Annotated in this window: 19 protein-coding genes; 5 read left to right on the top strand and 14 right to left on the bottom strand. The window is 62.0% G+C overall.

Translation table 11 applies throughout. The features are described 5' to 3' along the window. Positions 1-59 precede the first annotated feature (59 nt). The 5 genes from ACFSR7_RS14740 to ACFSR7_RS14720 form a co-directional block, all read right to left on the bottom strand. Positions 60-827, bottom strand: a complete 768-nt coding sequence (locus tag ACFSR7_RS14740) for an SDR family NAD(P)-dependent oxidoreductase (RefSeq protein ID WP_378162720.1) — start codon at positions 825-827, stop codon at positions 60-62. Positions 828-842: 15 nt separating this feature from the next. Beyond that, positions 843-1,685 carry a fumarylacetoacetate hydrolase family protein gene (locus ACFSR7_RS14735; RefSeq protein ID WP_378162719.1) on the bottom strand — a complete coding sequence of 281 codons (843 nt, stop codon included), beginning with the start codon at positions 1,683-1,685 and terminating at the stop codon, positions 843-845. Further along, positions 1,682-2,698 carry a galactitol-1-phosphate 5-dehydrogenase gene (locus ACFSR7_RS14730; RefSeq protein WP_378162717.1) on the bottom strand — a complete coding sequence of 339 codons (1,017 nt, stop codon included), beginning with the start codon at positions 2,696-2,698 and terminating at the stop codon, positions 1,682-1,684. Before ACFSR7_RS14730 ends, ACFSR7_RS14735 begins: the two co-directional genes overlap by 4 nt. Positions 2,699-2,711: 13 nt before the next feature. Then, positions 2,712-3,863 carry a mandelate racemase/muconate lactonizing enzyme family protein gene (locus ACFSR7_RS14725; protein ID WP_378162716.1) on the bottom strand — a complete coding sequence of 384 codons (1,152 nt, stop codon included), beginning with the start codon at positions 3,861-3,863 and terminating at the stop codon, positions 2,712-2,714. Between the two features lie 121 nt (positions 3,864-3,984). Beyond that, positions 3,985-4,620, bottom strand: a complete 636-nt coding sequence (locus tag ACFSR7_RS14720) for a GntR family transcriptional regulator (protein WP_378162714.1) — start codon at positions 4,618-4,620, stop codon at positions 3,985-3,987. An 88-nt stretch (positions 4,621-4,708) separates the two neighbouring features. Between ACFSR7_RS14720 and ACFSR7_RS14715 the strand changes: the two genes are divergently transcribed. Both ACFSR7_RS14715 and ACFSR7_RS14710 read left to right on the top strand, forming a co-directional pair. Continuing rightward, entirely contained in the window at positions 4,709-5,338 is a 630-nt protein-coding gene (locus ACFSR7_RS14715; RefSeq protein ID WP_378162712.1) for a GntR family transcriptional regulator, read from the top strand. Positions 5,339-5,483: 145 nt separating this feature from the next. After that, positions 5,484-6,377: an SMP-30/gluconolactonase/LRE family protein gene (locus tag ACFSR7_RS14710; RefSeq protein WP_378162710.1), complete on the top strand. Its 894-nt coding sequence runs from the start codon at positions 5,484-5,486 to the stop codon at positions 6,375-6,377. Positions 6,378-6,805: 428 nt separating this feature from the next. Here the strand turns inward: ACFSR7_RS14710 and ACFSR7_RS14705 are convergent, their stop codons facing one another. The 8 genes from ACFSR7_RS14705 to ACFSR7_RS14670 all read right to left on the bottom strand — a co-directional run bounded on the left by ACFSR7_RS14705 (position 6,806) and on the right by ACFSR7_RS14670 (position 19,880). After that, the gene (locus ACFSR7_RS14705; protein WP_378162708.1) at positions 6,806-10,075 is read right to left on the bottom strand and encodes a DUF6259 domain-containing protein; all 3,270 of its coding nucleotides are present in this window, start codon (positions 10,073-10,075) and stop codon (positions 6,806-6,808) included. A gap of 35 nt (positions 10,076-10,110) precedes the next feature. Next, on the bottom strand, positions 10,111-11,598 hold the full coding sequence (locus ACFSR7_RS14700; RefSeq protein WP_378162706.1) for a GH32 C-terminal domain-containing protein: 1,488 nt from the start codon (positions 11,596-11,598) through the stop codon (positions 10,111-10,113). Continuing rightward, a complete protein-coding gene (locus ACFSR7_RS14695; RefSeq protein WP_378162704.1) occupies positions 11,599-12,480 on the bottom strand; it encodes a carbohydrate ABC transporter permease in 882 nt (293 codons plus the stop codon). A gap of 18 nt (positions 12,481-12,498) precedes the next feature. Beyond that, complete coding sequence (locus tag ACFSR7_RS14690; RefSeq protein WP_378162702.1) at positions 12,499-13,398, bottom strand: ABC transporter permease; 900 nt, start codon at positions 13,396-13,398, stop codon at positions 12,499-12,501. Positions 13,399-13,531: 133 nt separating this feature from the next. Next, entirely contained in the window at positions 13,532-15,244 is a 1,713-nt protein-coding gene (locus tag ACFSR7_RS14685; RefSeq protein WP_378162700.1) for an extracellular solute-binding protein, read from the bottom strand. 95 nt (positions 15,245-15,339) lie between these two features. Next, positions 15,340-17,037 (bottom strand): response regulator transcription factor, encoded by a 1,698-nt coding sequence (locus ACFSR7_RS14680; protein ID WP_378162698.1) that lies wholly within the window; start codon positions 17,035-17,037, stop codon positions 15,340-15,342. Continuing rightward, positions 17,034-18,791, bottom strand: coding sequence for a sensor histidine kinase (locus ACFSR7_RS14675; RefSeq protein ID WP_378162696.1), 1,758 nt, complete (start codon positions 18,789-18,791; stop codon positions 17,034-17,036). Before ACFSR7_RS14675 ends, ACFSR7_RS14680 begins: the two co-directional genes overlap by 4 nt. A gap of 129 nt (positions 18,792-18,920) precedes the next feature. Next, a complete protein-coding gene (locus ACFSR7_RS14670; RefSeq protein WP_378162694.1) occupies positions 18,921-19,880 on the bottom strand; it encodes an alpha/beta fold hydrolase in 960 nt (319 codons plus the stop codon). Positions 19,881-20,000: 120 nt separating this feature from the next. Here ACFSR7_RS14670 and ACFSR7_RS14665 point away from each other — a divergent pair, with 120 nt between their 5' ends. Continuing rightward, positions 20,001-20,873 (top strand): helix-turn-helix domain-containing protein, encoded by an 873-nt coding sequence (locus tag ACFSR7_RS14665; RefSeq protein WP_378162692.1) that lies wholly within the window; start codon positions 20,001-20,003, stop codon positions 20,871-20,873. Between the two features lie 137 nt (positions 20,874-21,010). Beyond that, on the top strand, positions 21,011-22,417 hold the full coding sequence (gene melA / locus ACFSR7_RS14660; protein ID WP_378162690.1) for an alpha-glucosidase/alpha-galactosidase: 1,407 nt from the start codon (positions 21,011-21,013) through the stop codon (positions 22,415-22,417). Here melA and ACFSR7_RS14655 read toward each other — a convergent pair. Continuing rightward, positions 22,386-22,784: a hypothetical protein gene (locus ACFSR7_RS14655; protein WP_378162688.1), complete on the bottom strand. Its 399-nt coding sequence runs from the start codon at positions 22,782-22,784 to the stop codon at positions 22,386-22,388. The two genes, melA and ACFSR7_RS14655, sit on opposite strands and share 32 nt — an antisense overlap. Positions 22,785-22,941: 157 nt before the next feature. On the opposite strand from ACFSR7_RS14655, the gene ACFSR7_RS14650 reads away from it, so the two are divergent. Then, positions 22,942-23,421 carry a carboxymuconolactone decarboxylase family protein gene (locus ACFSR7_RS14650; RefSeq protein WP_378162686.1) on the top strand — a complete coding sequence of 160 codons (480 nt, stop codon included), beginning with the start codon at positions 22,942-22,944 and terminating at the stop codon, positions 23,419-23,421. Positions 23,422-23,438: the final 17 nt, after the last annotated feature.

Genomic DNA, 23,438 nt, shown 5'->3' with positions numbered 1-23,438 from the left:
AAAGCGTTCGTGCATGCTTCATGTTTGGAAAAAAGAGGCTAATTAAACTTTAATATCAACTAAAGCTCCACCGTCATGCCGCCATCGGCGACCAGCGTGGCACCCGTCATGAACGAGTTGTCGGGACTGGCCGCGAACATGACGACGGACGCGATCTCCTCCGGCTGCCCGACGCGGCCGATCGGCTGCGACTGGTCCCACTGCTTCATGATCTCGTCCCGCGGCGTATCGAGATTTTTGACGCTGCTCTCGAGCATCGGCGTCCGCACCGCACCCGGCAGCACCGTATTGGCGCGGATGTTCTGCTTCGCGAAGTCGAGCGCGATCGCCCGCGTGAGCCCGGCGATGCCCGCCTTCGACGCCGCGTAGGCCGAATAGCCGTCCAGCGTCGCGAGCGCGTGCACCGAGCTGACGTTCACGATCACGCCGCCGCCCTGCTCCAGCATGACCGGAACGACGCCCCGGCAGAACAGGAAGACGGAGGTGAGATTGTTCGTAATGACGCCGTTCCACTGATCCAGGCTCATGTCGGTCAGCCGGACCTGCGGGCATACCGCCGCGTTGTTGACCATGACGTCGATCCGGCCGAACGCTTCTTGCGCATCCCGAATGACTCGCGTCACGTCCGCCTCGGACGAGACGTCGGCGGCCATCGCGACCGCGCGTCCGCCCGCCGCGGCAATCTCGTCTACGACGTCCTGCACCTTGGACAGCGTGCGGCCGACAGCGACCACCGATGCGCCGGCACCCGCGAACCGCATCGCGACCGCGCGTCCGATGCCGCCCCCGCCGCCCGTTACGATTACGACTTTATTTTCCCAGCTCATCGCCGCACCTGCCGTTCATCGGATTTGTTCGGACACGAACGTATTGCGCAGCGTGCCGATCCCTTCGACCGTCGCCTCGACGACGTCGCCGGGCTTCAGCCACACCTGCGGCTTCTTCCCCATGCCGACGCCCGGCGGCGTCCCCGTGCTGATGATGTCTCCCGGCCGGAGCGTCATCGTATTGGACAGAAACGAGACCAGGTACGGGACGTCGAAAATCAGTTCCTTCGTATTCGAATCCTGCATCGTCACGCTGTTCAGCTTGAGCGAGATACCGAGCTTGCCCGGATCCGCGATCTCGTCGGCCGTCACGATCCACGGCCCCGTCGGCGCGAAGCCGTCGATTGCTTTGCCGCGCGTCCATTGGGGCTCGTTCAGCTGAATGTCCCGCGCGCTCACGTCGTTCAACACGGTGTAGCCGAACACGTAATCCATGGCCGATTCAAGCGGCACGCGCTTGGCCGTCTTGCCGATGACGACAGCCAGCTCTACCTCATAGTCGCACTGCGTCACTTCGGCCGGGATGGCCACCTCGTCCTCGTGCCCGGTCAGGCAGTTGTTGTATTTGGGAAACAGGACCGGCACCTTGGGCACCTGCATGTTGGACTCGATCACGTGGTCGTGATAGTTCAGCCCGATGCAGACAATTTTCTCCGGATCGGTGAGCGGCGACAGCAGCTTCACGTCCGAAAGGCGGTAAACGGCTCCTTGCTCCAACTCTGCAACTTTTCCCAACTCGATGACGTTCCGCATCGTCCCCGCCGCGCTCAAGGCGACGATCTCGTCTTCTCCCTTGAGTACGCCTACCTGAAGCTTGCGCGCTTCATCCTGTCTATCGTAAAACTGCACGAGCTTCATTCAAGCTGCGCCTCCTGTTCTAACGTTAGAAAAATCTTCGCGATCTTGCCCGGTCCGCCGATCAGCTTCTCGAAGGCGGCGCCGCCCTCGCCAAGCGAAGTCGTCTCCGTCCAGGGGAGAAGGTTGATCCGCCCCTGCCCGATCCATCGCAGCGCCGTCTCGAAGTCGTCGCGCGAGTAAGCGAACGCGCCCTTCGTGCCGATCTCGGCACGAATCATGTCGTTGACGGGCAGCCGGCTGTCCGCCTCGTGCAGTCCGGTGAAGACGACCGTCCCTCCCGGCCGCGCGGCCGCCATGCTCCGCTGCCGCGTCGCCTCTGCGCCGACGGCGTCGATCACCGCGTCGAACCCTTCGCCGATGCCGCCCGGCAGTTCGTCCAGGCTCGACACCGCGATGCCGCCGAGCTCCCGCGCGATCTCGAGCCGCGACGCGTTCAGGTCGACGACGACCGCGTCGCGAATGCCGTAAGCTGCCGCCGCCTGCAGCGCGAACAGCCCGATCGGACCCGCGCCGTAGATGAGCAGCCGGTCCGTCGGTGCGAGCGCGAGTAGGCGGCAGACGTGAATCGCGCATGCGTACGGCTCGGCCAGCGCGCCCTCCGCGAACGAGACATGGTCGTCCAGCCGGTACACATTACGCGCAGGCACCGCTACGAATTCCGCGAACGCGCCCGGCCGGTGCGCGCCGAGCAGCTTGCGGGCGCCGCACAGCTGCGACGCCCCGTTCAGGCAATACCGGCATTCGCCGCAGGTGACCAGCGGATTCGCCGTCACCCGGTCCCCGACTTGGAAATGAGCCGCCTGCTCGCCGACCTGCTCGATCGTGCCCGAGAACTCGTGCCCCATGATCAGCGGCGGCTTGCGCAACGAATTGTGCCCGAGATAGCCGCCCAGCTCGGAGCCGCAGATGCCCGCATGCGACACGCGCACGAGCACCTCGTCCGGCTGCAGCGCCGGCAGCGGAACGTCCCTGACATTCATCGTGCGCGGTCCTTCATACACTAACGCTTTCATGCCCGTTTCCTCCTCACGATTCGACCGGCTCCCGCTTCTCCCAGCCCTGCTTGAACAGCGGCAGCCAGTGACCCGGAGCGTACGGATATTTGGCGGCTTCCTCCAGGTTGATCTCGACGCCGAGACCCGGCCGTTCCGGCGGCTGGAGATAGCCGTCCACGACCTTGAACGGCGGGGTGAAAATATCCTGCGCCCACGAGTGGTTGAAGTCGTCGAAAATCTCGTGAATGAAGAAATTCGGCGTCGCCATGTTCAGGTGGGAGCAGACGATCGAGCAGATCGGGCCTTGGGCGCTGTGCGGCGCGGTGACGCCGTTGTGCGCGTGGACCATGCCTGCAATCTGCTTCGAGGCGGTCAGGCCGAGGAATTGCGGCTCGAGCTGGATGATATGGACCGCATCGTGCTTCAGCAGCTCGGCGAATTGCTCGCGGTTGTAGTAGTCCTCGCCGCATGCGATCGGCACCGGACTGCGCTTGGCCACTTCGACGACCGACGAGACGCGGGACGGCGGCACCGGCGCTTCGAACCAGGTCGGGCTGTGGGGCGCCATGGCTTCCGCGAACTGCAGGGCGGTATGCACGCTGAACCGGTTATGACCCTCGATAAGGATGTCGACGTCCGGCCCGACCGCCTGGCGAACGGCGGCGATGTTGCGGACGGCGTTCGCAAAATCGGCCCGCTCGACGGTGCGCCAGGCCGCGCCGAACGGATCGAATTTAAGCGCCGTATAACCCTTTTCGACGACTTCCTTCGCTTGATTGTAAAAGCTCTCCTCGTCGTTGCCGCCGCGGTACCAGCCGTTCGCGTAGCAGCGCAGCTTGTCGTGGCATCTGCCGCCGAGCAGCTTGTAAATCGGCTGTCCGGTCGCCTTGCCCATAATGTCCCAGCACGCGGTCTCGATCGCTGCCAGCGCGGAGCCTTGTACCTGTCCGCCGTCCGAATAGACGTCGCGGATCAGCTTGAGCGAGATCGTCTCCACGTCGAAAGGATCCATGCCGAGCACCAGATGCTTCAGCTCATGAATCGCGGCTTCGACCGTTTTGGCCAGCCCGTTCAGCGTTCCTTCGCCCAAGCCCGTTAATCCCTCGTCCGTATCCAGCTGCACGAACAGCCAATTCTTCCACGGGTTCCCCACGATATAAGTGCGCACGTCCGTAATTTTCATGCCGCTTAACCTCCGTCTGAAAAGGATGGTTTAAACGTAGCACGACGGAATTAGACGCTCAAGATGTCACACTTGTATACATCAGCAATCCAGGGTATCGGCGCGTTAGAGCATGTTCCTATCAGAGCATAATCTGCTTCACGAATTCGATGTGATCGCGAATCAGCCGTTCGGTGAGCGACGGATCGTCGCCGGCCAGCGCGTCCCGGATTTTCCGGTGCTCCGCCAGACTGCCCCACAGCCGGCTTTTGTTTTTGTAAAACGTCGTGCGCACGGCCATCAGAAACTTGTCCTGAATACGCGACATCGCGTCCGCGTATTCTTCGTTGGCCAGCCCCGCGATGATCGCTTCGTGGAACTGCCGGTCCAGCTCGACGTAACCGACAATATCCTCGCGCTCCGCCGCCTCCGCCTGCTTGTCCAAGTTTTCGTCCAGCCTGCCGAAAAATGCCCTGTCCATGTTGCCAGTCAGCCTGCCGACCGCGAACGTCTCCAGCGACAGCCTCAGCTCGTAGATGTCCATAATCTTCCGCAGCGAGATCTCCTGCACGACGAAGCCCTGGTTCGGCATCAGCCTCACCAGTCCCATCATCTCCAGCCGGTCCAGGGCCGAACGAATCGGCGTCTTGCTCATCTGCAGCGTCTCGCTGAGCCGCCGCTCCGACAGAAACGTCCCTCCGCCCCATTCCCCCTGAACGATCCGCTCTTTGATTTGCCGAAAAGCCTCGTCTCTCAATGTCGTACCGGTCTCGGGCATCGTCTACGATCTTCCTTTCCGATGGCGCATGTTCTATGATTATCATACTCGATTCAACGAATCTCGCGAGAGAGAAGGACTTGAAAGAATGGGCCAACCGACCTTGCGCCAACAAGCTTACGCCCGCATTCTGGACATGATCGAAACCGGGGAATGTCCGAAGGGCTCAGTCACCTCGGAGGTTCAGCTCGGTCGACAGCTCGACATGAGCCGTACGCCGGTCCGCGCCGCGCTGCAGCAGCTTGAGCTCGAAGGCTACGTACGGATCGCCTCCAAGCACGGCGTGCTGATCCTCGATTCCTCGTCGCAGCGCGTGGGCGACCTGCTGGAGATGATCGCCGCCATGGCGTTATTCGCCGTCAGCGCCGTTTTCCCTGCCGGACAAGCGTCGCTGCAGGCTTGGTCTCGCGAAAGATCGGAAGCTTACCGCGCCTTGATCGGCGGCGATTTAGAAAATTACGGGGCCTTCGCGGCGTTCGAATACGAGCTGCTGATCGGACTTGTCCAGCGCTGCAACAACGGCGAAATGACCAAAACCTTCCAAACGTCGGCCTCCCGCTTGTTCTGGCATCGCAACGTCTGGCGGTGGCAGGCGCCGCATGCAGGCCGGACACGCGCGCAGGTCGCCAAGCTGATCGAGGCCACCGCCGCGAGTCCGGATTCGTTCCGGGAGGCGCTGTTCGACTACCTGCATACGCTCAAGCTGACGTGGCAGTAACGGATTCGTAAGAATCTATTATAGGGAATGGGCAGGACGCGTTTGGCAAGAACACGAATACTGCGGCTTGAGCAAGGCGCGGCTTGCATGTTAAGTTAAGCGCATACAACCATGTCTACTTTAACAAAAACGGAGGTTCGATAGGATGACTGCAGATTTGAAAATAACGGTGGCGCTCGCCAGCGACGTGCAGGCCCAATTGGGCGAAGGGCCGATGTGGGACGCGCGCGACAACAGCCTGTACTGGGTGGACATCTTGTCCCATCGCGTGCACAGCCATCGCCCCGCGGAGCCGAATAGCGACCGCAAGCTGGAACTATCACCTTATGTCAGTTCGATCGTGCCGCGGCGCTCGGGCGGCTTTGCGCTCACGCTGCAGGACGGCTTTTACGGCTACGATCCGACATCCGCCGAGCTGACATTGCTCGCCGAGGCCGAAGCGTCTCTCCCCGGCAACCGGTTCAACGACGGCAAATGCGATCCCGCCGGACGCTATATGGCAGGCACGATGTCGATGGACGAAGAACAGGGCCGGGGAACGCTGTATAGCCTGGACGCGGGACATGCAGTCACGCCGCTCGTGCCCGGCGTCACCATCTCGAACGGACTCGCGTGGTCCGGCGACGGCGCCACGATGTATTACATCGACACGCCGACGCGGTGCGTTTTCGCCTTCGACTACGACATAGCGTCGGGAGCGGTGGCCAATCGCCGCGTCGTTGCGGAGATTCCCGAGGAAGAGGGCTTCCCCGACGGGATGACCATCGACGCCGAGGGCATGCTGTGGATCGCCCATTGGGGCGGTTGGCAGGTGACCCGCTGGAACCCTGCGACCGGAGAGAAGCTGCTGTCCGTAGCGGTGCCGGCCTCGCAGGTGACCTCCTGCGCGTTCGGCGGCGAGCAGTTGGACCGGCTTTATATCACGACGGCACGCGTCGGTCTCGATGAAGCCGCATTGGCGGCTCAGCCGCACGCGGGCGGACTTTTCTGCGCGGATGTCGGCGTGCGGGGGCTGCCGACGGCGCTATATTTTGGCTAAACGGCTGCACTGGGGCTGATAGCGGAAGAGAGTTCCGCTATCGCCTCCCAAACTAACTGCCTTGGGGCTTATAGCGGAAGAGAGTTCCGCTATGGCCTCCAAACTAACTGCCATGGGGCTTATAGCGGAATTAAGTTCCGCTATCGACTCACAAACTAACTGCGATGGGGCTTATAGCGGAATTAAGTTCCGCTATCGACTCCCAAACTAACTGCCCCGGGGCCGATAGCGGAAGTAAGTTCCGCTATGGACTCCCAAACTAACTGCCTCGGGGCCGATAGCGGAAATAAGTTCCGCTATGGACTCCCAAACCACGGACTGCTCCGTGTCCTGGTCCCCCGCGTTGCGCACGCCAAAAAGCCGCACGGTCATCCGTGCGGCTCATCGGCATGCTGCTCATAAACGTGCCTATCCACCCAACGTTTCCTTTAAGGCAGCGCCTCCAGCTTCGGCTCTCCCCAGAATGCCCAGTCGTAGCCGTAATCGCCTAGCGAGTCGGTAATCAAGGTGATGACGACGGTCTTGCCCGCATAGGCGGAAAGAGAGACGCTAAACGGCGTCCATGCGCCGCCGGGCTGCAGGTCGTCGGACCAGCGCTCGCTGCCGTTTACGGCGACGCGGAAGCCGACGCCCTGCGAATCCTCCGCGCCGTCCTTGATGCCCGCGAACCCGGTCAGCTTCGCGCCGCCCGAAGGCAGCGTCACGACGTAGTCGACGCGGGTCTGCCCATGCTGCGGCGGATGCGCGTCGAGCCCCTGCTTCTGCACGCCCAGCACGGCGCCGGTGCCGACCTTGCCGCCGAACGGATCCTGCGGCGGCGCCGTCGATCCGTCCTCGAACTGCAGATTCGAGTCGAACGCCTGCGCGGACAGCGACAGCGGGAGCTGCACGGTCCCGCCCGCGCTATAAATCAGATACACTTGGTCCGTCGCGGGCGCCGTGATCTTGTAGCGGTTCGCGCCGAGCGACGTGTACGTCGCCAGTCCGGACGCCGAAGCCACCGACGCAAGCTGCCGCGGGCTGACGAGCGTCAGATCCACACTGCGTGCAGCGCCCGTCTGCGCCAGCGCAACATGCGGCGCCACCCAGACGGCGGAGTCGTTGTCGACCGTCGTGCCGGGATGCGTCTCCATGCGGATCGTAACCTCCTTGCCCTTGAACGAAGACAGATCCAGCGATACCGGCGTCGGCGTCGCGCTGTGGCTGAACTGCTCCTTGCTCAGCACCGGCCGCGTAGCGGCTGGCGCAGCTTTTTCCCAGGCATACACCTTAAACGTCACGCCGTCGCTGCTCGCCACGTTCACCTCCGAGCCGAGCTGGACGCCGGTCTCAAAGGTCGGCTTGCGGTCAGCGGGCAGCGTCACGTCGAACTCGAGCCACGTATGTCCGCCCTGCCACACGCCCGAGTACGGCGGGTGCGCGAGGATGCGATCGCCCCAGTGCTGCACGGTCCCGCCTTGTGCAAACGTATACGAGAATCCGCCGATAGAGGAGAACGCAGCTGCCGTCTGATGAACGGTACCGTCGGCAAGCTTCTCGCCCGCGCGGATCGGACCCGCATAATTCATGAAGTCTACGGCCGCCGGCTGCTGCAGATCCTGCAGGGAAAGCACGGTATGATTCGTATGAACGGCCACCGACTTCATCGCGACGTCCGCGGGCATTCCGTCGATATGGAAGGCGGCCTGGTCGCGCGGCTCGTCAACGTACAGGTAAGTCTTGCCGGGGTTCAGCCCGAACAGCTTGGTGCTGTCATACAGATACCACCCGGGGATCCGTCCCGGCAGCGTCACGCTGTCCGAGCCGTACAAGTAGCGCAGCACCCCGACATTGCCTCCCGAGGCCCCGGCCCCGTAAGCGGTCAGCTTTTCCCCGTAGGCGTCCCGCTCGTACTTGGCCGACTTCCCGCTTGCCGTCTTGAAAGCGAACAACGAATTGGCATCCCACTGGCTGAAGTCGATCTGCGGCTTGTTATCCTGGTACCAGCGCGCCTCCGCGAACAGCTGCGCCATCAGCGGCGACGGGTTCGCGACTTGCGCGTAGTTCGGCCGGGTGAGCATCGGAATGGCGCCGAGCCGGTTCTGGACGACCTTGTGCCAGGCGATGAAATAGTCCTCGGTCAGCGGGTTCGCATGATCGGGATGTCCGTAGATGGTCGTATAAGGCGCGAAGATGGCCGAGCTCGCCGGTACGACCTGGTCGATCTTGCTGTCGTCCCAGGTGCCGGTCTGCGCAAAAATGCCGTACGCATGCCGCTGGGCGAACGACTCGTACCGGGTCGTAATCTCGTTGAGACTCTCGCCGCCGAGCGCCACATTAGATGGAAGCTGCTCTCTCAGCTCGCGGTGCAGCGCGATGTTGCCCTGCAGCATGTTGCGGCCGTCGATGGCGCCATTGGCATCGTTGTACATGAGCAGCGACTGGTCGAGATGGATGCCGTCCGGATGAAGCGACTGGACGAGCTGCGCCATTTTGCCGACGAACAGCGTCCGCCACGCCTGCGAAGCCGGATTGATCTGCGCGAACTTGATATGACTCGAGCCCGCGGTATATTCGGAGAAAACAGGTTGGAGCGAGAAAGGATCCTTGACCTGATACGGCTGCATTGACGCGAACGCCAGATTGTTGGGGTCGACGCCGAAAATGTTGACGTACAGCATGACCTTGAAGCCGAGCGCCTGCGCCGCCTGAATCTTGGCCGCGATATCGGCCTTCGGCGTATAGTCCGGAAAGTCGACGTCGTACGGATCCTCGCGCCAGCCGGGCACGACGAGCAGCGTCTGAGACGGTTCCACCTCCTGCGCCAGCGCGTTCAGCGTCTGCGCGTCCTCCAGATCCGTCAGCACGGTGAACTGCACGTCCTTGGCCCACGCCGGCTGCAGCTTCGACAGCTTGGACAAGTCGAACTTTTTGTCCGCCCACGTCCGGTACAGCGTCGCCCCGTTCACCCAATCGCCCGTATAGGCCTTCAGTCGCCAGCCGGTGGACACGGCCTTGCGCACCTGCGCGAACGGCGCTGGCGCATAAGTTTCCACGCCGACGTAAAAATTTCCGTTCTCGTGCTTCACGTGCAGCGACTTGAAAAACCGGGCGTCGTCGTCGCCGTGGACGAGCATGCCGCCGCCGCTGCCCTGGATGATAAACATCTGCGCTTCCCAGATGTTCGGATAGTCGAACTGCTGGAAGCCGTACGCCGCGTCCGGCGATTCGGCCGTCAGCCGGATGCCGCCCAGCACCGGGAGGATCAGGTCGTACGTATCCGGCACGACGAGTCCCCACTGGACGCCCGAGATGCCGCCCGTCTGCGTATCGGCGTTTTGGCTGATCGTGAGCGTGCCGTCGTACTTGGTCGCCACGGTCGTCTCGAGCTCGGCCAGGCTCTGGCCGCTGCCCCATGTCTGTCCGTAGGTCGTATGCCCCTTCTTGACGGTCGAGGCGGAGACGGCCGTATCGTTCCACAACCCGCTGCCGCCGCCCAGCGTCCGGTGCCGGATGCCCGTCAGCGCTGTGCCGCTCCCCTTGACCAGCGTTACCGTACCGTAGGTGAAATTCAAAGCGCCCGTCGAGGCGTTCAAGGTCACGGCGGGACCGTCAGCCGCAGCCAGGCCGCCCCCCGCGAGCGCGCCCGCCCAGATCATGACGGCCGCAAGCCCCGTCATCATCGTCTTCTTCCACTTCCCGCTCCAACTCGCATTCATCGTCGCATCCCCTTCCGATCGTTGCTTTCCGAGCCTTACGGTTCAAGCAATACGGTTTCGAAGCTTGCGCTGCCTTCGCTCACGAACAGCCCCCATCCCCCCTCTCGGTGGTCGTACAGCCGCGCGCTCATCGCGACCGTGTCGTCCACGTACACCTCGCAAACCGTGCCGTCGATCACGACGTCGAGCCGGCAGGCGACGCCCGGCGTCAACGCGACGGGACGCTCGAGACCGACCTCGAAGGGAACGTCTCCCTTTCTCGGCCAGCGGTCGAAGACAAGGCGCTGCCGCCCGGGCTCGAGACGGATCATGTAGCCCCGGTCCAGCGCTTCGTCCGTCCGCAGCAGCACGCCGCAGCTTCGCGTGTCCGCCCCGAAGGTCACGGTCACCGACAGCCTGCATCGGGAAGGCAGCGATGCCGCAGCGGCAGCCGCGAACGAATCCGGCGCTTCGGCGGCAGCCGTGCATACGCCCGCAGCTTCGCCACTCTCGCCGGCATCCGCCGCTCGAATCGATGTCGCGCTCGCCCCTTCGCTTTCCCCGCCAATCCGCCACCTGCCGACGGCCTCTCGCAGCGCGACGTCCACCCGCCGCGTCATCGCCGTCCGGACCGAATCCGGCATCCGCACCGTCAGCGAGCCGTCGGCCTGCTGCACGATTTCGTGCACGACCAGGTTGCCGCCCCACTGCCAGGTGCCTTCGTCGTGCTCGCCCTCCCGCGTCGGGTTCCAGCCGAACGCGTAGCGCCGCTCCCCGTCGGTCCACGTTTTTGCCGCATAAAAAGCGCGATTGTCGAACGTGTCGTTCTCCGGCGCCAGCCAAGGTCCCGCAAGCGATTTGCTCATCCGGTAGTGCGTGACCGTGCGATCCGAGAACGTCGAGTACACGAGGTACCACCAGTCCCCCATCCGGAACAGATCCGGACATTCGTGCGTCGTATACAGCGACGGTGCCCAGAACGGCTCGCGCACCTCCCAGCCGCTCAGATCCTTCGAGGCGCACAGCGCGACGCAGCCCCTTCTCCGGCTCGGTCCCTCCTTAAGCCGCGCGGCCAGCAGCATCCAGTACTCGCCGGCCTCCTCGTTCCAGAAGACGAACGGATCGCGCCAGTCATGCTGCTCGTAGCGGTCGGCGGGCGCATAGAAGGCGTCCTCCGGAAGCTTGGTCCAGTGAAGCAGGTCGGTGCTGGTCGCATGCATGACCGCCTGCTGGAGCTTGCCCTGGGCGGGATAGTGGAAGTTGTTGCCCGTGTAAAAAATATGATAGAGCTCGCCGACCTTCAGGATGCAGCCGGTATAAATGTACAGATCCTGCTCCGACTCGCCGCCTCTCGGCAGCACCTCGCCGTATTCGGTATAGTTTACGAAGTCCTTCGTCCCTAGCAGAAACCAGGGCGTCCCTTCGCCGAAGTTTTCCTTGTCGCGCCAATCCTTCAGATACAGCAGCTTGAACTCGCCGTCCTCGTAGAACGGGATTACGTCCGCCAGCACGCCGTCCGACGGCCGGTAAAAAAAGTCGCTCATTTACTCTTTCACGCTCCCCAGCACGATGCCTTTGACAAAGTATTTTTGCAAAAACGGATACGCCAGCAGGATCGGCAGCGCGCCGACGATGATCTGCGCCGCCTTGGAGGTACGGGTCGAGATCGCCGACAGCTTGTACAGGTCTTCCTGCTTCACGTGAGAAAAGTCGAAATTGATGATGATCGTCTGCAAATAGGAGGACAGCGGATAGTGCTCCGGCTTGTTCATCAGAATCAGGCCGTCGAACCAGGCGTTCCAGTGCCCGACGATCGTGAACAGGCCGACGGTGGCGAGACCCGGCAGCGACAGCGGGACGTAGATCGTCCAGAGCGTGCGCAGATGGCCGGCGCCGTCAATGAAGCACGACTCCTCCAGCTCTTTGGGCAGGCCGCGGAAGAAATTCAGCAGCAGGATGACGTTGAACACGGGGACTGCCCCGGGAATGACGAGCGCCCACACCGAATCGAGCAGGCCCGTATACTTGATCGTCATGTACCAGGGGACAAGTCCGCCCGCGAAAAGAATTGTGAAGACGAAGATCCAGACGTAAAACGTGCGCATCCGAAACGTCCTTACGTCCTTGGACAGCGGATACGCGATCATGATCGTCAGCAACATGTTAATGGCGGTGCCGAGCAGCACCCGCTCTAGCGTAATAACGAAGGAACGCAAGAACTCCGGCCTGCTGATGATAAAGTCGTACGACTTGAGCGTAAAATCGACCGGCCAGAACGTGACCTGGCCGGCGGCGACCGCGGCGCTCTCGCTGAACGACACCGCGAGGACGTGGACGAGCGGCAGGAAGCACAAGACGGCCAGCAAGCTGAGAAACGCGGCGTTCGCCGCTAGAAACAGTCGTCTGGCCGGGGAGATATGATGCAAGCTGGATCTCTCCTCTCTCTAGAAAATGCGATAGTTCGCCAGCCGGTAGGCCAGCCAGTAGGAGACCGATATGAGCAGGAAGGACACGACGGACTTGAACAGGCCGACGGCCGTCGCCACGCCGTACTGCGCGTCGTTGAACGCGATCCGGTAGATCATCGTGTCGAGAATGTCTCCGCTCTCGTATACGAGCGGGTTGGCCAGGTTGAACACCTGGTCGAAGCCGGCGTTCAGCACGTTGCCGAGGCTCAGCGTCACCATGAGCACGATGATCGGCATCATGCCGGGCAGCGTGATATGGCGCGTCTGCTTCCAGCGCCCGGCTCCGTCCATGACCGCCGCCTCGTACAGCGTCGGATTCACGCTCGTGATCGCGGCCAGATAGACGATCGTGCTGAAGCCGAACTCCTTCCAGACGTCGGAAAGGATCAGCACCGCCGGGAACCAGCGATTGTCCGCCAGGAAAAAGATCGGTTCGATGCCGAGCTTGCCCAGCATGGCGTTCACGATGCCCTCGGACGGCGACAGCAGATCGATGAGAATGCCGCCCAGGATAACCCAGGATAGAAAGTGGGGCAGGTAGATCAGCGTCTGCACGCCGCGCTTGATGAACGAGCGGGTCACCTCGTTGAGCAGCAGCGCGATGACGATGGGGACGAAGAGCCCCGCGATAATTTTCATGCAAGCGATAAACAGCGTGTTCCAGATGACCTGGCCGGTGTTCGGCATATCCAGCACGAACTTGAAGTTGTCCAGCCCGATCCACGGCGAGCCGAACCAGCCGCTGAAAATCGTGAACTTCTGGAACGCGATCACGACGCCGAGCATCGGCACGTAGCTGTACACGAGCACCAGGACGAGGCCGGGCAGGAGCAGCAGGTGCAAAGGCAACTCCCTCATCCATTTTGCCGTTTTCATTTCGTACTTCACCGCCTTCTGTTCCTAATCTCCGCTTTCGGACGCCGATTCAGGGCATGACGGAAGAAGGGGAGAATGGTCAGGACCGTCTCCCCTTCGCCTGTCTATGCTTCGAGCGTCCGCGCGTTCGCTTCTACTTCTGCGCGCTCAGCCAGTCGTTGATCTCCTTCAGGATCGCCTCGCCGCCGAGCTTGTTCCAGTCCGCCACGAACGTATCGAATTCGTCGACCGAAGCGGCGCCCATGATGATCTTCGTGAACGTCTCCTTCTCCAGCTTGTCGAGCGTCGCCCACTTGTCGGTCATCGTCGGCGTCTGGCCGCCGAACGCGGTCATGAGCAGCCGGTCGCCGGTGTAATTGTCCATCGTGGTCACGAAGCCGAAGTACTGGTGGGCGACCGCCCAGTTTTCGATATTGCCCGTCTTGAGATAGTCGACCGTCGGACCGTATTTGTCGGTCTCCGTCAGCGCGTCCTTCAGCAGGCTCTCGTCCTCGCTCTCGATCGCTTTGCGAAGCAGGGTCAGCGACTCCAGCACGCCTTGGTCGGAGACGCCGGACTGCACGAGCGACATGGGCGACGTATTGATCCGCTCGCCGTTCTCTTCGACGGTAATGAACTGGCCTTCATTGCGGCGCGAGCCGTGCACGACCTCTTCGTGCAGGTTGAGCATTTTAATGGCCGCCTCCGGGTGCTTGGCGCCTTTGCGCACGACGACGTAGCCGCTGGCAGAAAAGCCTACATTCGCTTTGGTCGGGGTGCCGTCGACGGATGGCACGGGGAACGGCATCCAGTCCATGCCCGGATTTTTCTTGACGGCGTCGAGGAATACGTACGGGTTCCAGTTCGCGCCGAACGCCATGCCGAACTTGTTAGCGGCGATATCCTCGGCGACCTTGGTGCCGTCCTTGACGCCGAATTCCCGGTCGAGCTCGCCGGCTTTGTACATTTCCTGCAGCTTGGCCAGCGTCTGCTTCATCTCCGGCTGCGTCGAGCCGTAGACGACCTTGCCCGAAGCGTCCTTCACCCACGTTTGCGGATAGGCGTGGAAGGCGTTGGACAGCCCCGTGATCGAGGTGATGGGACCGTACAAATAGTTGTTGACCGCCAGGCCGTACGTGTCGGGCTTGCCGTTGCCGTCCGGATCCTGCTTCGTAAACGCTTCCGCAATCTTGAATACGTCGTCCAGCGTCTTCGGCTCGGACAGGTTCAGCTTCTTGAGCCAATCCGTGCGGATCCACAGCAGGTTCGGCTCGTAGATCGGCGCGTTGACGACCGGGATGGCCAGCAGCTTGCCGTTAAAAGTTGCCGATGCCAGCGCCGCGCCGCCGTCGCCGTGCTGCAGCTCCTTCGTATGGTCTGAGGCGTACTGCTCGTAGACGCCCGTCAGGTCCTCGAGCTGGCCGGCGTCCGCGAGCTGCTTGAGCTGGCTGGCCGATACGGAGAACAGCTCGGGCAGGCTGCCGGAGGCGATCGAGACGTTCAGCTTGCGGTTGTACTCGCTCGTCAGCGCGGTCCAGTCGTGTACGATCTTGATGCCGAGCAGATTCTCGTACTCGCGGTACCAGACGTTGTTGTCGATGCTGTCGCCCTTCGGATAGGTCCAGGTCTGGTCGACGGCCCGGGCGACATGGAGCTCGATCGGCGGGTCGTACTTGCCGAACGGATCCCCCTTCTCCGTCGGCGCCGATGCCGACGCCGACGCCGTGCCGGATGCGGCAGGCGAGCCATTCGCCTTGCCCGACGGCTCGGTGCTTGCCGCGTTTTTGCCCGAGTCGCTGCAGCCGGTCGCCGCAAGCGCGCAAGCCAGGATGCCGCAGACGAGCGCGATTCGTTGATTTCTTTTCAAACTCGTTTCCCCCTTCGAGCTCATGAATGAATGCATCGTGCCTTGCATGAGCCCATTATAGAGCGGGCGCCGAATCGCTCTCTACTCGCCGATTTTTACATTCCACTATCCGTTTTGGATATCGCCGAGCGCTCCTTGTATTCCTGGGGCGTCTGGCCCGTCTCCTTCTTGAAAAAGCGGTAAAAGGACTGCTCGTTCATAAAACCGACGGCTTTGGAAATGTCCTGGACGATCAGCTGATTGTCCGTCAGCAGCTTCTGCGCCCGGCCAAGGCGCGTCGCGGCGATATAATCCGTCAGCCCTTCGCCGGTCAGCTGCTTGTACAGGCGGGTCAGGTAGTACGGATTGTAGCCGACGACCTCGCCGATGCGGGTGAGCGACAGATCGCCCGCCAGATTGTGCTCCACGTATCGCCGCACGTGCAGAATCAGATCGTCCTCGCGGTCGGAACGTTCGGCGCGCTTGCGCTCGAACAGACGCTCGGCTAGCGCGGAAAAGTATTCCTCCGCCGCGTGCCAGGACGGATGGGCGTCGTATCGGGTCAGCCTGCCGAGATCGACCGTCTCGCTCAGCTCCCCCTGCATCCCCCACCGGTTCATCTCCGACAGGAAAATCGGGACGAGCGAATAGTAGATCTCCAGCTTCAGCAGCTCGTCGCCGGCTCCCTCCCCGGCTCCCAGCTCCATCAGTTTGGCGTACTCCGCGAAAAACTGCAGGCTCTGGCCGTTCTCCAGATAGGCCGCCAGCGCGCCGATCTTGTCGAGCCGGCTGCGCGTCTCGTGCGTCCGGACGTCGGGCTCCCGTCCGGCACCGTCCGAACCGTCCGGCCTGTCGAGCAGAATCAGCTCCTGCCCCAGGCCCAGGCCGCGGCCGAGCAGGCGCCGCAGCGCGTGGAACTGTCCGTGCAGCCGCTCCCACTGCCGCGGCTCGTCTGCCGCGGCGAACGACACGCTGAGCTGCAGCAGCTGCTTGCACGCGCCCTGGATCGTCTCGATCGTCCCTTGGACGAAACGGACGAGACGCCTCCGCGCGTCGTCCGCCGCCTGCGGCGGTTCGCCGGACGAGAACTCCGGCGCCGGCTGCACGAACCATAGCAGCTTGTTCTGCTCGAAGGTCACGGTCACGCAGGACAGCGACTTGGCGAAGTATTCCTCGGCGATGTTCGCGATGGCGTACAGCATCAGATGCTTGTCCCCGCCGCTGAAGCCGTCTCGCCAATCGTCCACGCGCCCGAGGACGAGCAGCGTCTCCGCGCCGCCGTCCAGCGGCAGTCCGAGCTCTCCGAGCCGGGTATGGCGCTTGCGCAGCGCCTCCGGGTCGCCGCCGGCCAGCGCCAGCATGTATTCGTTTACGAGCAGCGGCCTGGCCAGCCGCATCTGACGCTCCGCGCTGAGGATCAGCTGACGCGACTCCACCGCCTCGTACAGCTGCGCCGCCGCCCGCTCCACGGCCTCGACGACCGCGTCGTGCCCCTCCGTCTTGAGCAGGTAGTCGACCCCGCCGCCCCGCAGCGCTTGCTGGATATAGTCGAAGTCGTCGTAGCCGCTCAGGAAGATGATCTTGCACCACGGCCACTGCCTGACGATCTCCCGCTGCAGCGCCAGCCCGTCCATGCCCGGCATCCGGATGTCGGACAGCACGACATCGATCTTCATCCGGCCGAGCAGGTGAAGCGCCTCATGGGCGGAATACGCGCCGAACGTCTCCAGCTCGAGCTTGCCCGGGCGCCCGAACAGGTCCAGCAGACTGTCGACGATCCAGCGCTCGTTGTCCACGATCAGCAATCGAATCATGCCGCTTCCCCCTTGTCTTTGCGTATCGACAGCTCCGCCTTCAGCCCGCCGAGCGCGCTGCGCGACAACGTCAGCCCGCAGTCCGGTCCGAACTTGAGCTGCAGCCTGCGATGGATGTTCAGCAGACCCGTCGTCTCGATCGCCCGGTCCGCCGCGGAGATCGACTCGCGCAGCCGCTCCAGCCGAAGCTCGTCCAGCTCCTCGCCGTTATCTTCGATCTCGATGCGCAGCCGGCCGTCCGGTTCCTCCCGGAAACCGATTCGCAGCCGACCGTCGCCGGTCTTGTTTTCGAGCCCGTGCAAATAGGCGTTCTCGATCAGCGGCTGCACGATGAGGCGCGGAACTTGCGTTTGCGCCCATTCGGCGGGCAGCTCCTCCTGCTCCACCTCGATCGTTCCCGAGAAACGGAACCTCTGAATTTCCACGTACGAGCTTGCGTGCTTCATCTCCTGCTCGAGCGTGACCGTCTCCGCCCCGTTTCGCGTGATGAACTGGAAGTAGCTGCCCAGATGACGGAACATCTTGTCCGCCAGCTCGTGCTCCCGCATCTGCACCAGACCCTGCAGGATGAAGAAGCTGTTGTAGAAAAAGTGGGGATTGATCTGCGATTGCAGCTGCTTGAGCTCGGAGCGCTGCGACCGGATCTGCTGCTCGTACACCTCGCCGATGAGCGTCTCGATCCGCCCGAGCATGTGGTTGAACTGGTTGTACAGGTAATGGAACTCGTCCTGGTTGCGATGATAGACCCGGACGCCGAGATCGCCCTTCTCCACCTTGCGGAAGGAGACGACCAGCCGCTTGATCGGCTTGTGGATGAGCTGGTGAATCCAGTAGGAGAAAACGACGACAAGCACCAGCGCGATAAGCGAGAGCAGCCAGATCCAGTCGCGATGGCGGTTGAGCGGCTGCATCACCTTCTCCGCCGGCACCAGCACCGCAAGCGTCGAATCAATGACCGAGGAATATTCATGGGCGACGAAAAAGGACCCGGCATCCGTTTTCATCGTGAACTGGCCAGGCTGGGAAGTGCGGTTGTCCGCCGGCATGATTCCAATTGCCCCCGTCAGCTCGGACAGCACCGTCGGCTGGAGGCCGGACGCCACGTCCCACGTGCCGTCGGCGCTCAACCACACCGCGCCGCCCTGCTCTCCGTTCGCCATGGACGCGAGCGTGCGGACGATCTCCGCCTTGGACAGCTCGATCTCGATGGCCAGCACCGGCTCGCGGTTCACGTAGATTGCGTCCGGATACACGCCGCTCAGCAGCAGCCGGTCCCGGAAGCCGAAGACGGGCGAGCTCATGTTCCGCGGCTCGAGCATGGCCTCAAGCTCCGCCTCCGGAATCGTGTCGTCGAAATTGTTGGCCATAATGCTGCGCCCCAAGGCGGGGACATACAGCTTCACGTTTTCCACGAACGGGCTGGAGCTTTTGAGGAGATAAAGCTTGCTCTTCACCGACAGAATGGTGCGCGAGCGCTCGAAGTCGTTCATTCTGGAGACCGCCGTGCCCAGGCTGAGCAGATCGTCGTCGCTTACGTACTCCATCTGTAGGCGGCGGAGCCGGGCCAGTTCCGTCTCCAGGGACGACAAGTAAAAATGGACGCGCGACGCCATCGAAGCCGAAATCTGCTTTTTGACGACGTCATGTCCCGACTGGTTCATGAGCAGGCTGGACAAATAAATGGGGATGATCATGAGCAAAAAGGATAACACGAGCTTGGGATAAATTGTTAGCGCTTTCAAAAATGTTCCCATGACAACCCTCCGCCGCGATCTGGCAAGGCCGGGGACATCGCCGGCCTGCCGCTTCAACAACAGAATAACAAAAAAGAGGGGCGGCGTCGCTCCTCTCCGTATCGCACCGAGCTCGCCGCCTCTGCCTCGCTACATGCCCAGCATGAATTGCAGCGCCTTGTCCTCGAAGTCGGCCAGCCGTTCGTGCACGTAGTCGTGATAAATCTCCATCCGCTTGCCCGCGGCGATCTTGTTGTAAGCCGCGAACTGCGTGGACGGCGGACATACGGTGTCCAGCAGCCCGACACCCATCATGACCTCGCCCCGGATCCGTTCCGCCAGATGCTGCACGTCGATATAGCCCAGCTTCTCGAAAATCGCTTCCTCGCGCTTGTGCTGGGGATCGAAGAGGCGGAAATAGGTTCGCAGCTCCTCGTAAGCGTCCCTCGCCAGATCCATCTCCCATACGCGTCTGTAATCGGACAGGAACGGAACGCTCGGCGCCGCGCGCCGGATGCGCGGCTCGAGCGCCGCGCAGGCCAGCGCGAGCCCGCCGCCCTGCGAGCCTCCGATCGCACCCACCCTGCCCGCATCCACCTCCGGCAGCGACATCGCGATGCCGGCCAGCTGCGCCGCGTCGAGGAAAATATCGCGGAACAGCAGCCGGTCCGGATGGTCGTCGAGCCCGCGGACGATATGCCCCCTGAACGTGGTCCCCTTGGTTCCGCCCTTGTCTTCGGAGCTGCCGCCCTGCCCGCGACAGTCCATCGCCAGCACGGAAAAGCCCGCCGCCGCATAGCCAAGCTTGTCGATCCAGTCGCCCGAATGATGCGCGTAGCCGTGGAATTGCAGCACCGCCGGATGAGGCTCTTGGACGTTTTTCGGCCGGACGTACTTGGCATGAATGCGCGCGCCGCCTACGCCGGTGAAGTAAAGATGCAAGCAATCCGCGCCCGGAACCTTGAAGTCGCTCTCTACGATCTCCAGCGCCGGGTCGATCCCCTTCATCTCCGCGAGCGCCCGCTCCCAATAAACGTCAAAGTCGGCTGGCTTCGGGTTCCTCCCTGCATATGTACTTAGCTGCTCGAGCGGCATATCAATCGTCGGCATCTTCCATCGCACCTTTCCCGCGTAGTACAATATTTGCAAATATTGCGTTGATATTTTTGAATGTAGGCCATATTTAACCTTACTTCAATCGCAAATAATTGAGACGGGGGGCGCATTATATTGCTCAGGACCAACTTTGGATTCCGGTATGCGGAGCCGACGGACGCCTTGATGGCGATCCGGACGATCGGCTGGGAGAGCGCCGTGAGCGACAGCTACCGCTGGAACGGGCGGACGCGGGGAGACAAGTTTGCGCTGTTCCAATACACGCTGTCGGGGGAAGGCAATCTGACGATCGGGGGCAAGCATTATCGCATCCCGAAGCACCACGGCTTTTTTGTCACGGTACCGGACAATCATGAGTATTACTACAGCCCGGATGCCGATGGCGAGCCCTGGGAGTTTATATTTTTGACGGCGGCCGGCCGGCATGTCGGCGGCTACTGGAACGATATCGTCGCGAAAGACGGACCGGTCGTCTCCTTCAAGCCGAACGCGCAGCCGATCGCCATGCTGTGGGAGATGATGGAGAACGCGCAGGCGAAAACGGGGCTCGACAAGTACGAGCTGTCCGTCCGTCTGTACGAATGGATCGTCGCGTGTCTGCGCTCCGTCGACGGCAGGCCGGACGCCGGCCGTCCCGTTCCGGATTCGGTAGCCGCCGCCTTGAAGTTCATGGACGCGCAATACCATCGTTTCCTGACGCTGGAGCAGATCGCCGCCGAAGCCGGCATGTCCAAGTACCACTTTTGCAGGCTTTTCGTGAAGCATACCGGGATCACGCCGATCCATCATTTGACCAAGATCCGGATCGAAGCGGCTTCCCGGCTCCTCCGGCAGACCAACCAGCCCGTCGCGGCCATCGCTGCGGCAACGGGCTTTGAAAACAGCAGCTATTTCGGCAAAGTGTTCCGCAAGCTGATGGGCGCGTCGCCCCAGCAGTTCCGCGACAGCACGGACGACATCCCCGAGCATCACATTTTTATCGACTGATACACCGTTTGCGGACGGCGCAATATTTTATCAATCCGGTGAAAATATTATGCTATTTACGCCTCTTATATCAGGAATCTATGATATTAACCGAGAGGAAGTAATGCGCAATTATTTCATACGGAGGTCGATATAAAATGTTAAAAATCGCAATGATCGGGGCCGGAAGCATTAACTTCACCCGCAGGCTGATCATGGACTTGATGGCGGTGCCCGAATTCCGCGATACCGAATTCCGGCTCATGGACATCGATCCGGAGACGCTCGAGATGGTGACCAAGCTGAGCGAGCGCATGCTCGAGACGAACGGCCTGACGGACGTGAAAATCGTGCCGACGACCAGCCAGCGTGAAGCGATCCGGGATGCCGACTACGTCATCTGCCTGGCACGCGTCGGCGGGCTCGAGGCGTATCGCCACGATATCGAGATCCCGCTCAAGTACGGCGTCGAGCAATGCGTCGGCGATACGCTCGGACCGGGCGGCGTGTTCTTCGCGCTGCGCACGATTCCGGTGCTGCTCGACATCGCGAAGGACATGCGGGAGGTCGCGCCGAACGCGCTGCTGCTCAACTATTCCAACCCGATGGCGATGAATACGTGGGCCGTCCGGCGCGCCGGCGGCGTCCGGGTCGTCGGTCTATGCCACGGCGTACAGCACGGGCACGAGCAGATCGCCGAAGCGTTCGGCCTGCCGCAGGACGAGATCGACCAGATCTGCGCGGGCATCAACCACCAGACGTGGTTCATCAACATTTCGCACAAGGGCAAGGATCTGACGCCGCAGCTGCTCGAGGCGTTCGAGAACCATCCGACGCTGCCGCAAAGAGAGCCGTGCCGCATCGACGTGCTGCGCAGATTCGGCTACTACTCGACGGAGTCGAACGGCCACTTGAGCGAATATCTGCCGTGGTACCGCAAGAAATCGGCCGACATGGCCAAGTGGATCAACGATAAAGAATGGATCGGCGGGGTGACGGCGGGTTACCTGGAGCACTGCCTGACGCGCTTCGTCGACTACAAGGAGATGTACCCGAAGATGCTGAGCGGCGAGATCGCGTCCATCCCGCTCGGACAGCGCTCGGAGGAGCACGGCTCGTACATCATTGAGGCGCTGGAGACGGGCAAGACGTACCGCGGCAACTTCAACATCGAGAACCGCGGCATGATCACGAACCTGCCGGACGGCGCCACGATCGAGATTCCGTGCTACGTGGATCGCAACGGCATCGCGCCGACGTCCATCGGCGATCTCCCGATGGCCTGCGCCGCGACCTGCCGCGCGAGCATCAGCGTGCAGGAGATGGCCGTCGAAGCCGCGCTGACCGGCAATCGCGAGCTCGTGAAGCTCGCCGTGCTGCACGACCCGCTCACGGCCGCCGTCTGCAGCACCGAGCAGGTGTGGCGCATGGTCGACGAGATGCTGGAAGCGCTGGCGCCCTGGCTGCCGCAGTTCAACGGCGAAGGCCGCACCTGGCCGGACCTTCCGCAGCCGGAGGGCGGCATGTATCACTTCACTGGCGCGAAATCAATCGGCGCGAAGTAAATCGTTGGCGGCAGCCCTGCCCGGGCTGCCGTTTTTTGCGCGTCCCCCCGCCGCTCGGCATATCCGCCCAAGTAACGTTCCACAGCGTCTCTTCGCCCCCGCCGCTCGGCACATCCGCCCAAGTAACGTTCCACAGCGTCTCTTCGCCCGCGCCACCCGACACATCCGTCCAAGTAACGTTCCACAGCGTCTCTTCGCCCGCGCCACCCGACACATCCGTCCAAGTAACGTTCCACAGCGTCTCTTCGCCACCGCCACTCGACACATCCGCCCAAGTAACGCCCCACAGCGTCTCTTCTCCCCCGTCACCCGGCACATTCGCCCAAGTAACGCTCCACAGCGTTTCTTTGCCACCGCCGCTCGACACATCCGTCCAAGTAACGTTCCACAGCGTCTCTTCGCCACCGCCGCTCGAAATAACTATCTCTTGTTTTCCCGCACGAAAATCCCTGTCACAGAATCCGCAGTTCCGTCGTTCTATGCATGCAGAACAAAAACAACATCCCCGAGGAGGCCAAACCGCTATGACGCAACGAATCAATTACATGGCGCAATCGCCCGAATTTTTCAAGAAAATGATGGAGTTCAGCAACGCGGAGCACAACAGCTCCGTCGAACTGAAAACTCTCGATCTCGTCCACATCCGCGCCTCGCAGATCAACGGTTGCGGCTTTTGTCTGGACATGCACGTCAAACAGGCCAAGATCAACGGCGAGAGCGAGCTGCGCCTCTACCATCTGCCGATCTGGCGCGAATCGACTTTATTCAGCCCCCGCGAGCGCGCCGCGCTCGCCTGGACCGAGATCTTGACCAAATTATCGGAGCATGGCGTACCGGATGACGTGTACGAGCGCGTTCGCGGCCAATACTCCGAAAAAGAGCTGTCCGACCTGACCTTCTCCGTCATGACGATCAATGCTTGGAACCGGATCAACGTTGCTTTTAAAACCGTGCCGGGATCGGCGGACGCAGCATTCGGATTGGCGAAGGCGGGCTTGAGCTAAGTAGGGCAAGTTGAAGA

Origin of the sequence: Cohnella sp. GCM10020058 (genome assembly GCF_042683485.1) — a bacterium.
Classification (GTDB): Bacteria; Bacillota; Bacilli; order Paenibacillales; family Paenibacillaceae; genus Cohnella.
The sequence above is the reverse complement of the archived record's forward strand: the minus strand, read 5'-3'. Positions and strand labels throughout refer to the sequence as shown.

Bases quoted from the DNA above. Each gene is read 5' to 3' on its own strand.
- ACFSR7_RS14740 (WP_378162720.1), bottom strand. From the start codon at position 827: ATGAGCTGGGAAAATAAAGTCGTAATCGTAACGGGCGGCGGGGGCGGC.
- ACFSR7_RS14735 (WP_378162719.1), bottom strand. From the start codon at position 1,685: ATGAAGCTCGTGCAGTTTTACGATAGACAGGATGAAGCGCGCAAGCTT.
- ACFSR7_RS14730 (WP_378162717.1), bottom strand. From the start codon at position 2,698: ATGAAAGCGTTAGTGTATGAAGGACCGCGCACGATGAATGTCAGGGAC.
- ACFSR7_RS14725 (WP_378162716.1), bottom strand. From the start codon at position 3,863: ATGAAAATTACGGACGTGCGCACTTATATCGTGGGGAACCCGTGGAAG.
- ACFSR7_RS14720 (WP_378162714.1), bottom strand. From the start codon at position 4,620: ATGCCCGAGACCGGTACGACATTGAGAGACGAGGCTTTTCGGCAAATC.
- ACFSR7_RS14715 (WP_378162712.1), top strand. From the start codon at position 4,709: ATGGGCCAACCGACCTTGCGCCAACAAGCTTACGCCCGCATTCTGGAC.
- ACFSR7_RS14710 (WP_378162710.1), top strand. From the start codon at position 5,484: ATGACTGCAGATTTGAAAATAACGGTGGCGCTCGCCAGCGACGTGCAG.
- ACFSR7_RS14705 (WP_378162708.1), bottom strand. From the start codon at position 10,075: ATGAATGCGAGTTGGAGCGGGAAGTGGAAGAAGACGATGATGACGGGG.
- ACFSR7_RS14700 (WP_378162706.1), bottom strand. From the start codon at position 11,598: ATGAGCGACTTTTTTTACCGGCCGTCGGACGGCGTGCTGGCGGACGTA.
- ACFSR7_RS14690 (WP_378162702.1), bottom strand. From the start codon at position 13,398: ATGAAAACGGCAAAATGGATGAGGGAGTTGCCTTTGCACCTGCTGCTC.
- ACFSR7_RS14680 (WP_378162698.1), bottom strand. From the start codon at position 17,037: ATGATTCGATTGCTGATCGTGGACAACGAGCGCTGGATCGTCGACAGT.
- ACFSR7_RS14675 (WP_378162696.1), bottom strand. From the start codon at position 18,791: ATGGGAACATTTTTGAAAGCGCTAACAATTTATCCCAAGCTCGTGTTA.
- ACFSR7_RS14670 (WP_378162694.1), bottom strand. From the start codon at position 19,880: ATGCCGACGATTGATATGCCGCTCGAGCAGCTAAGTACATATGCAGGG.
- melA (WP_378162690.1), top strand. From the start codon at position 21,011: ATGTTAAAAATCGCAATGATCGGGGCCGGAAGCATTAACTTCACCCGC.
- ACFSR7_RS14650 (WP_378162686.1), top strand. From the start codon at position 22,942: ATGACGCAACGAATCAATTACATGGCGCAATCGCCCGAATTTTTCAAG.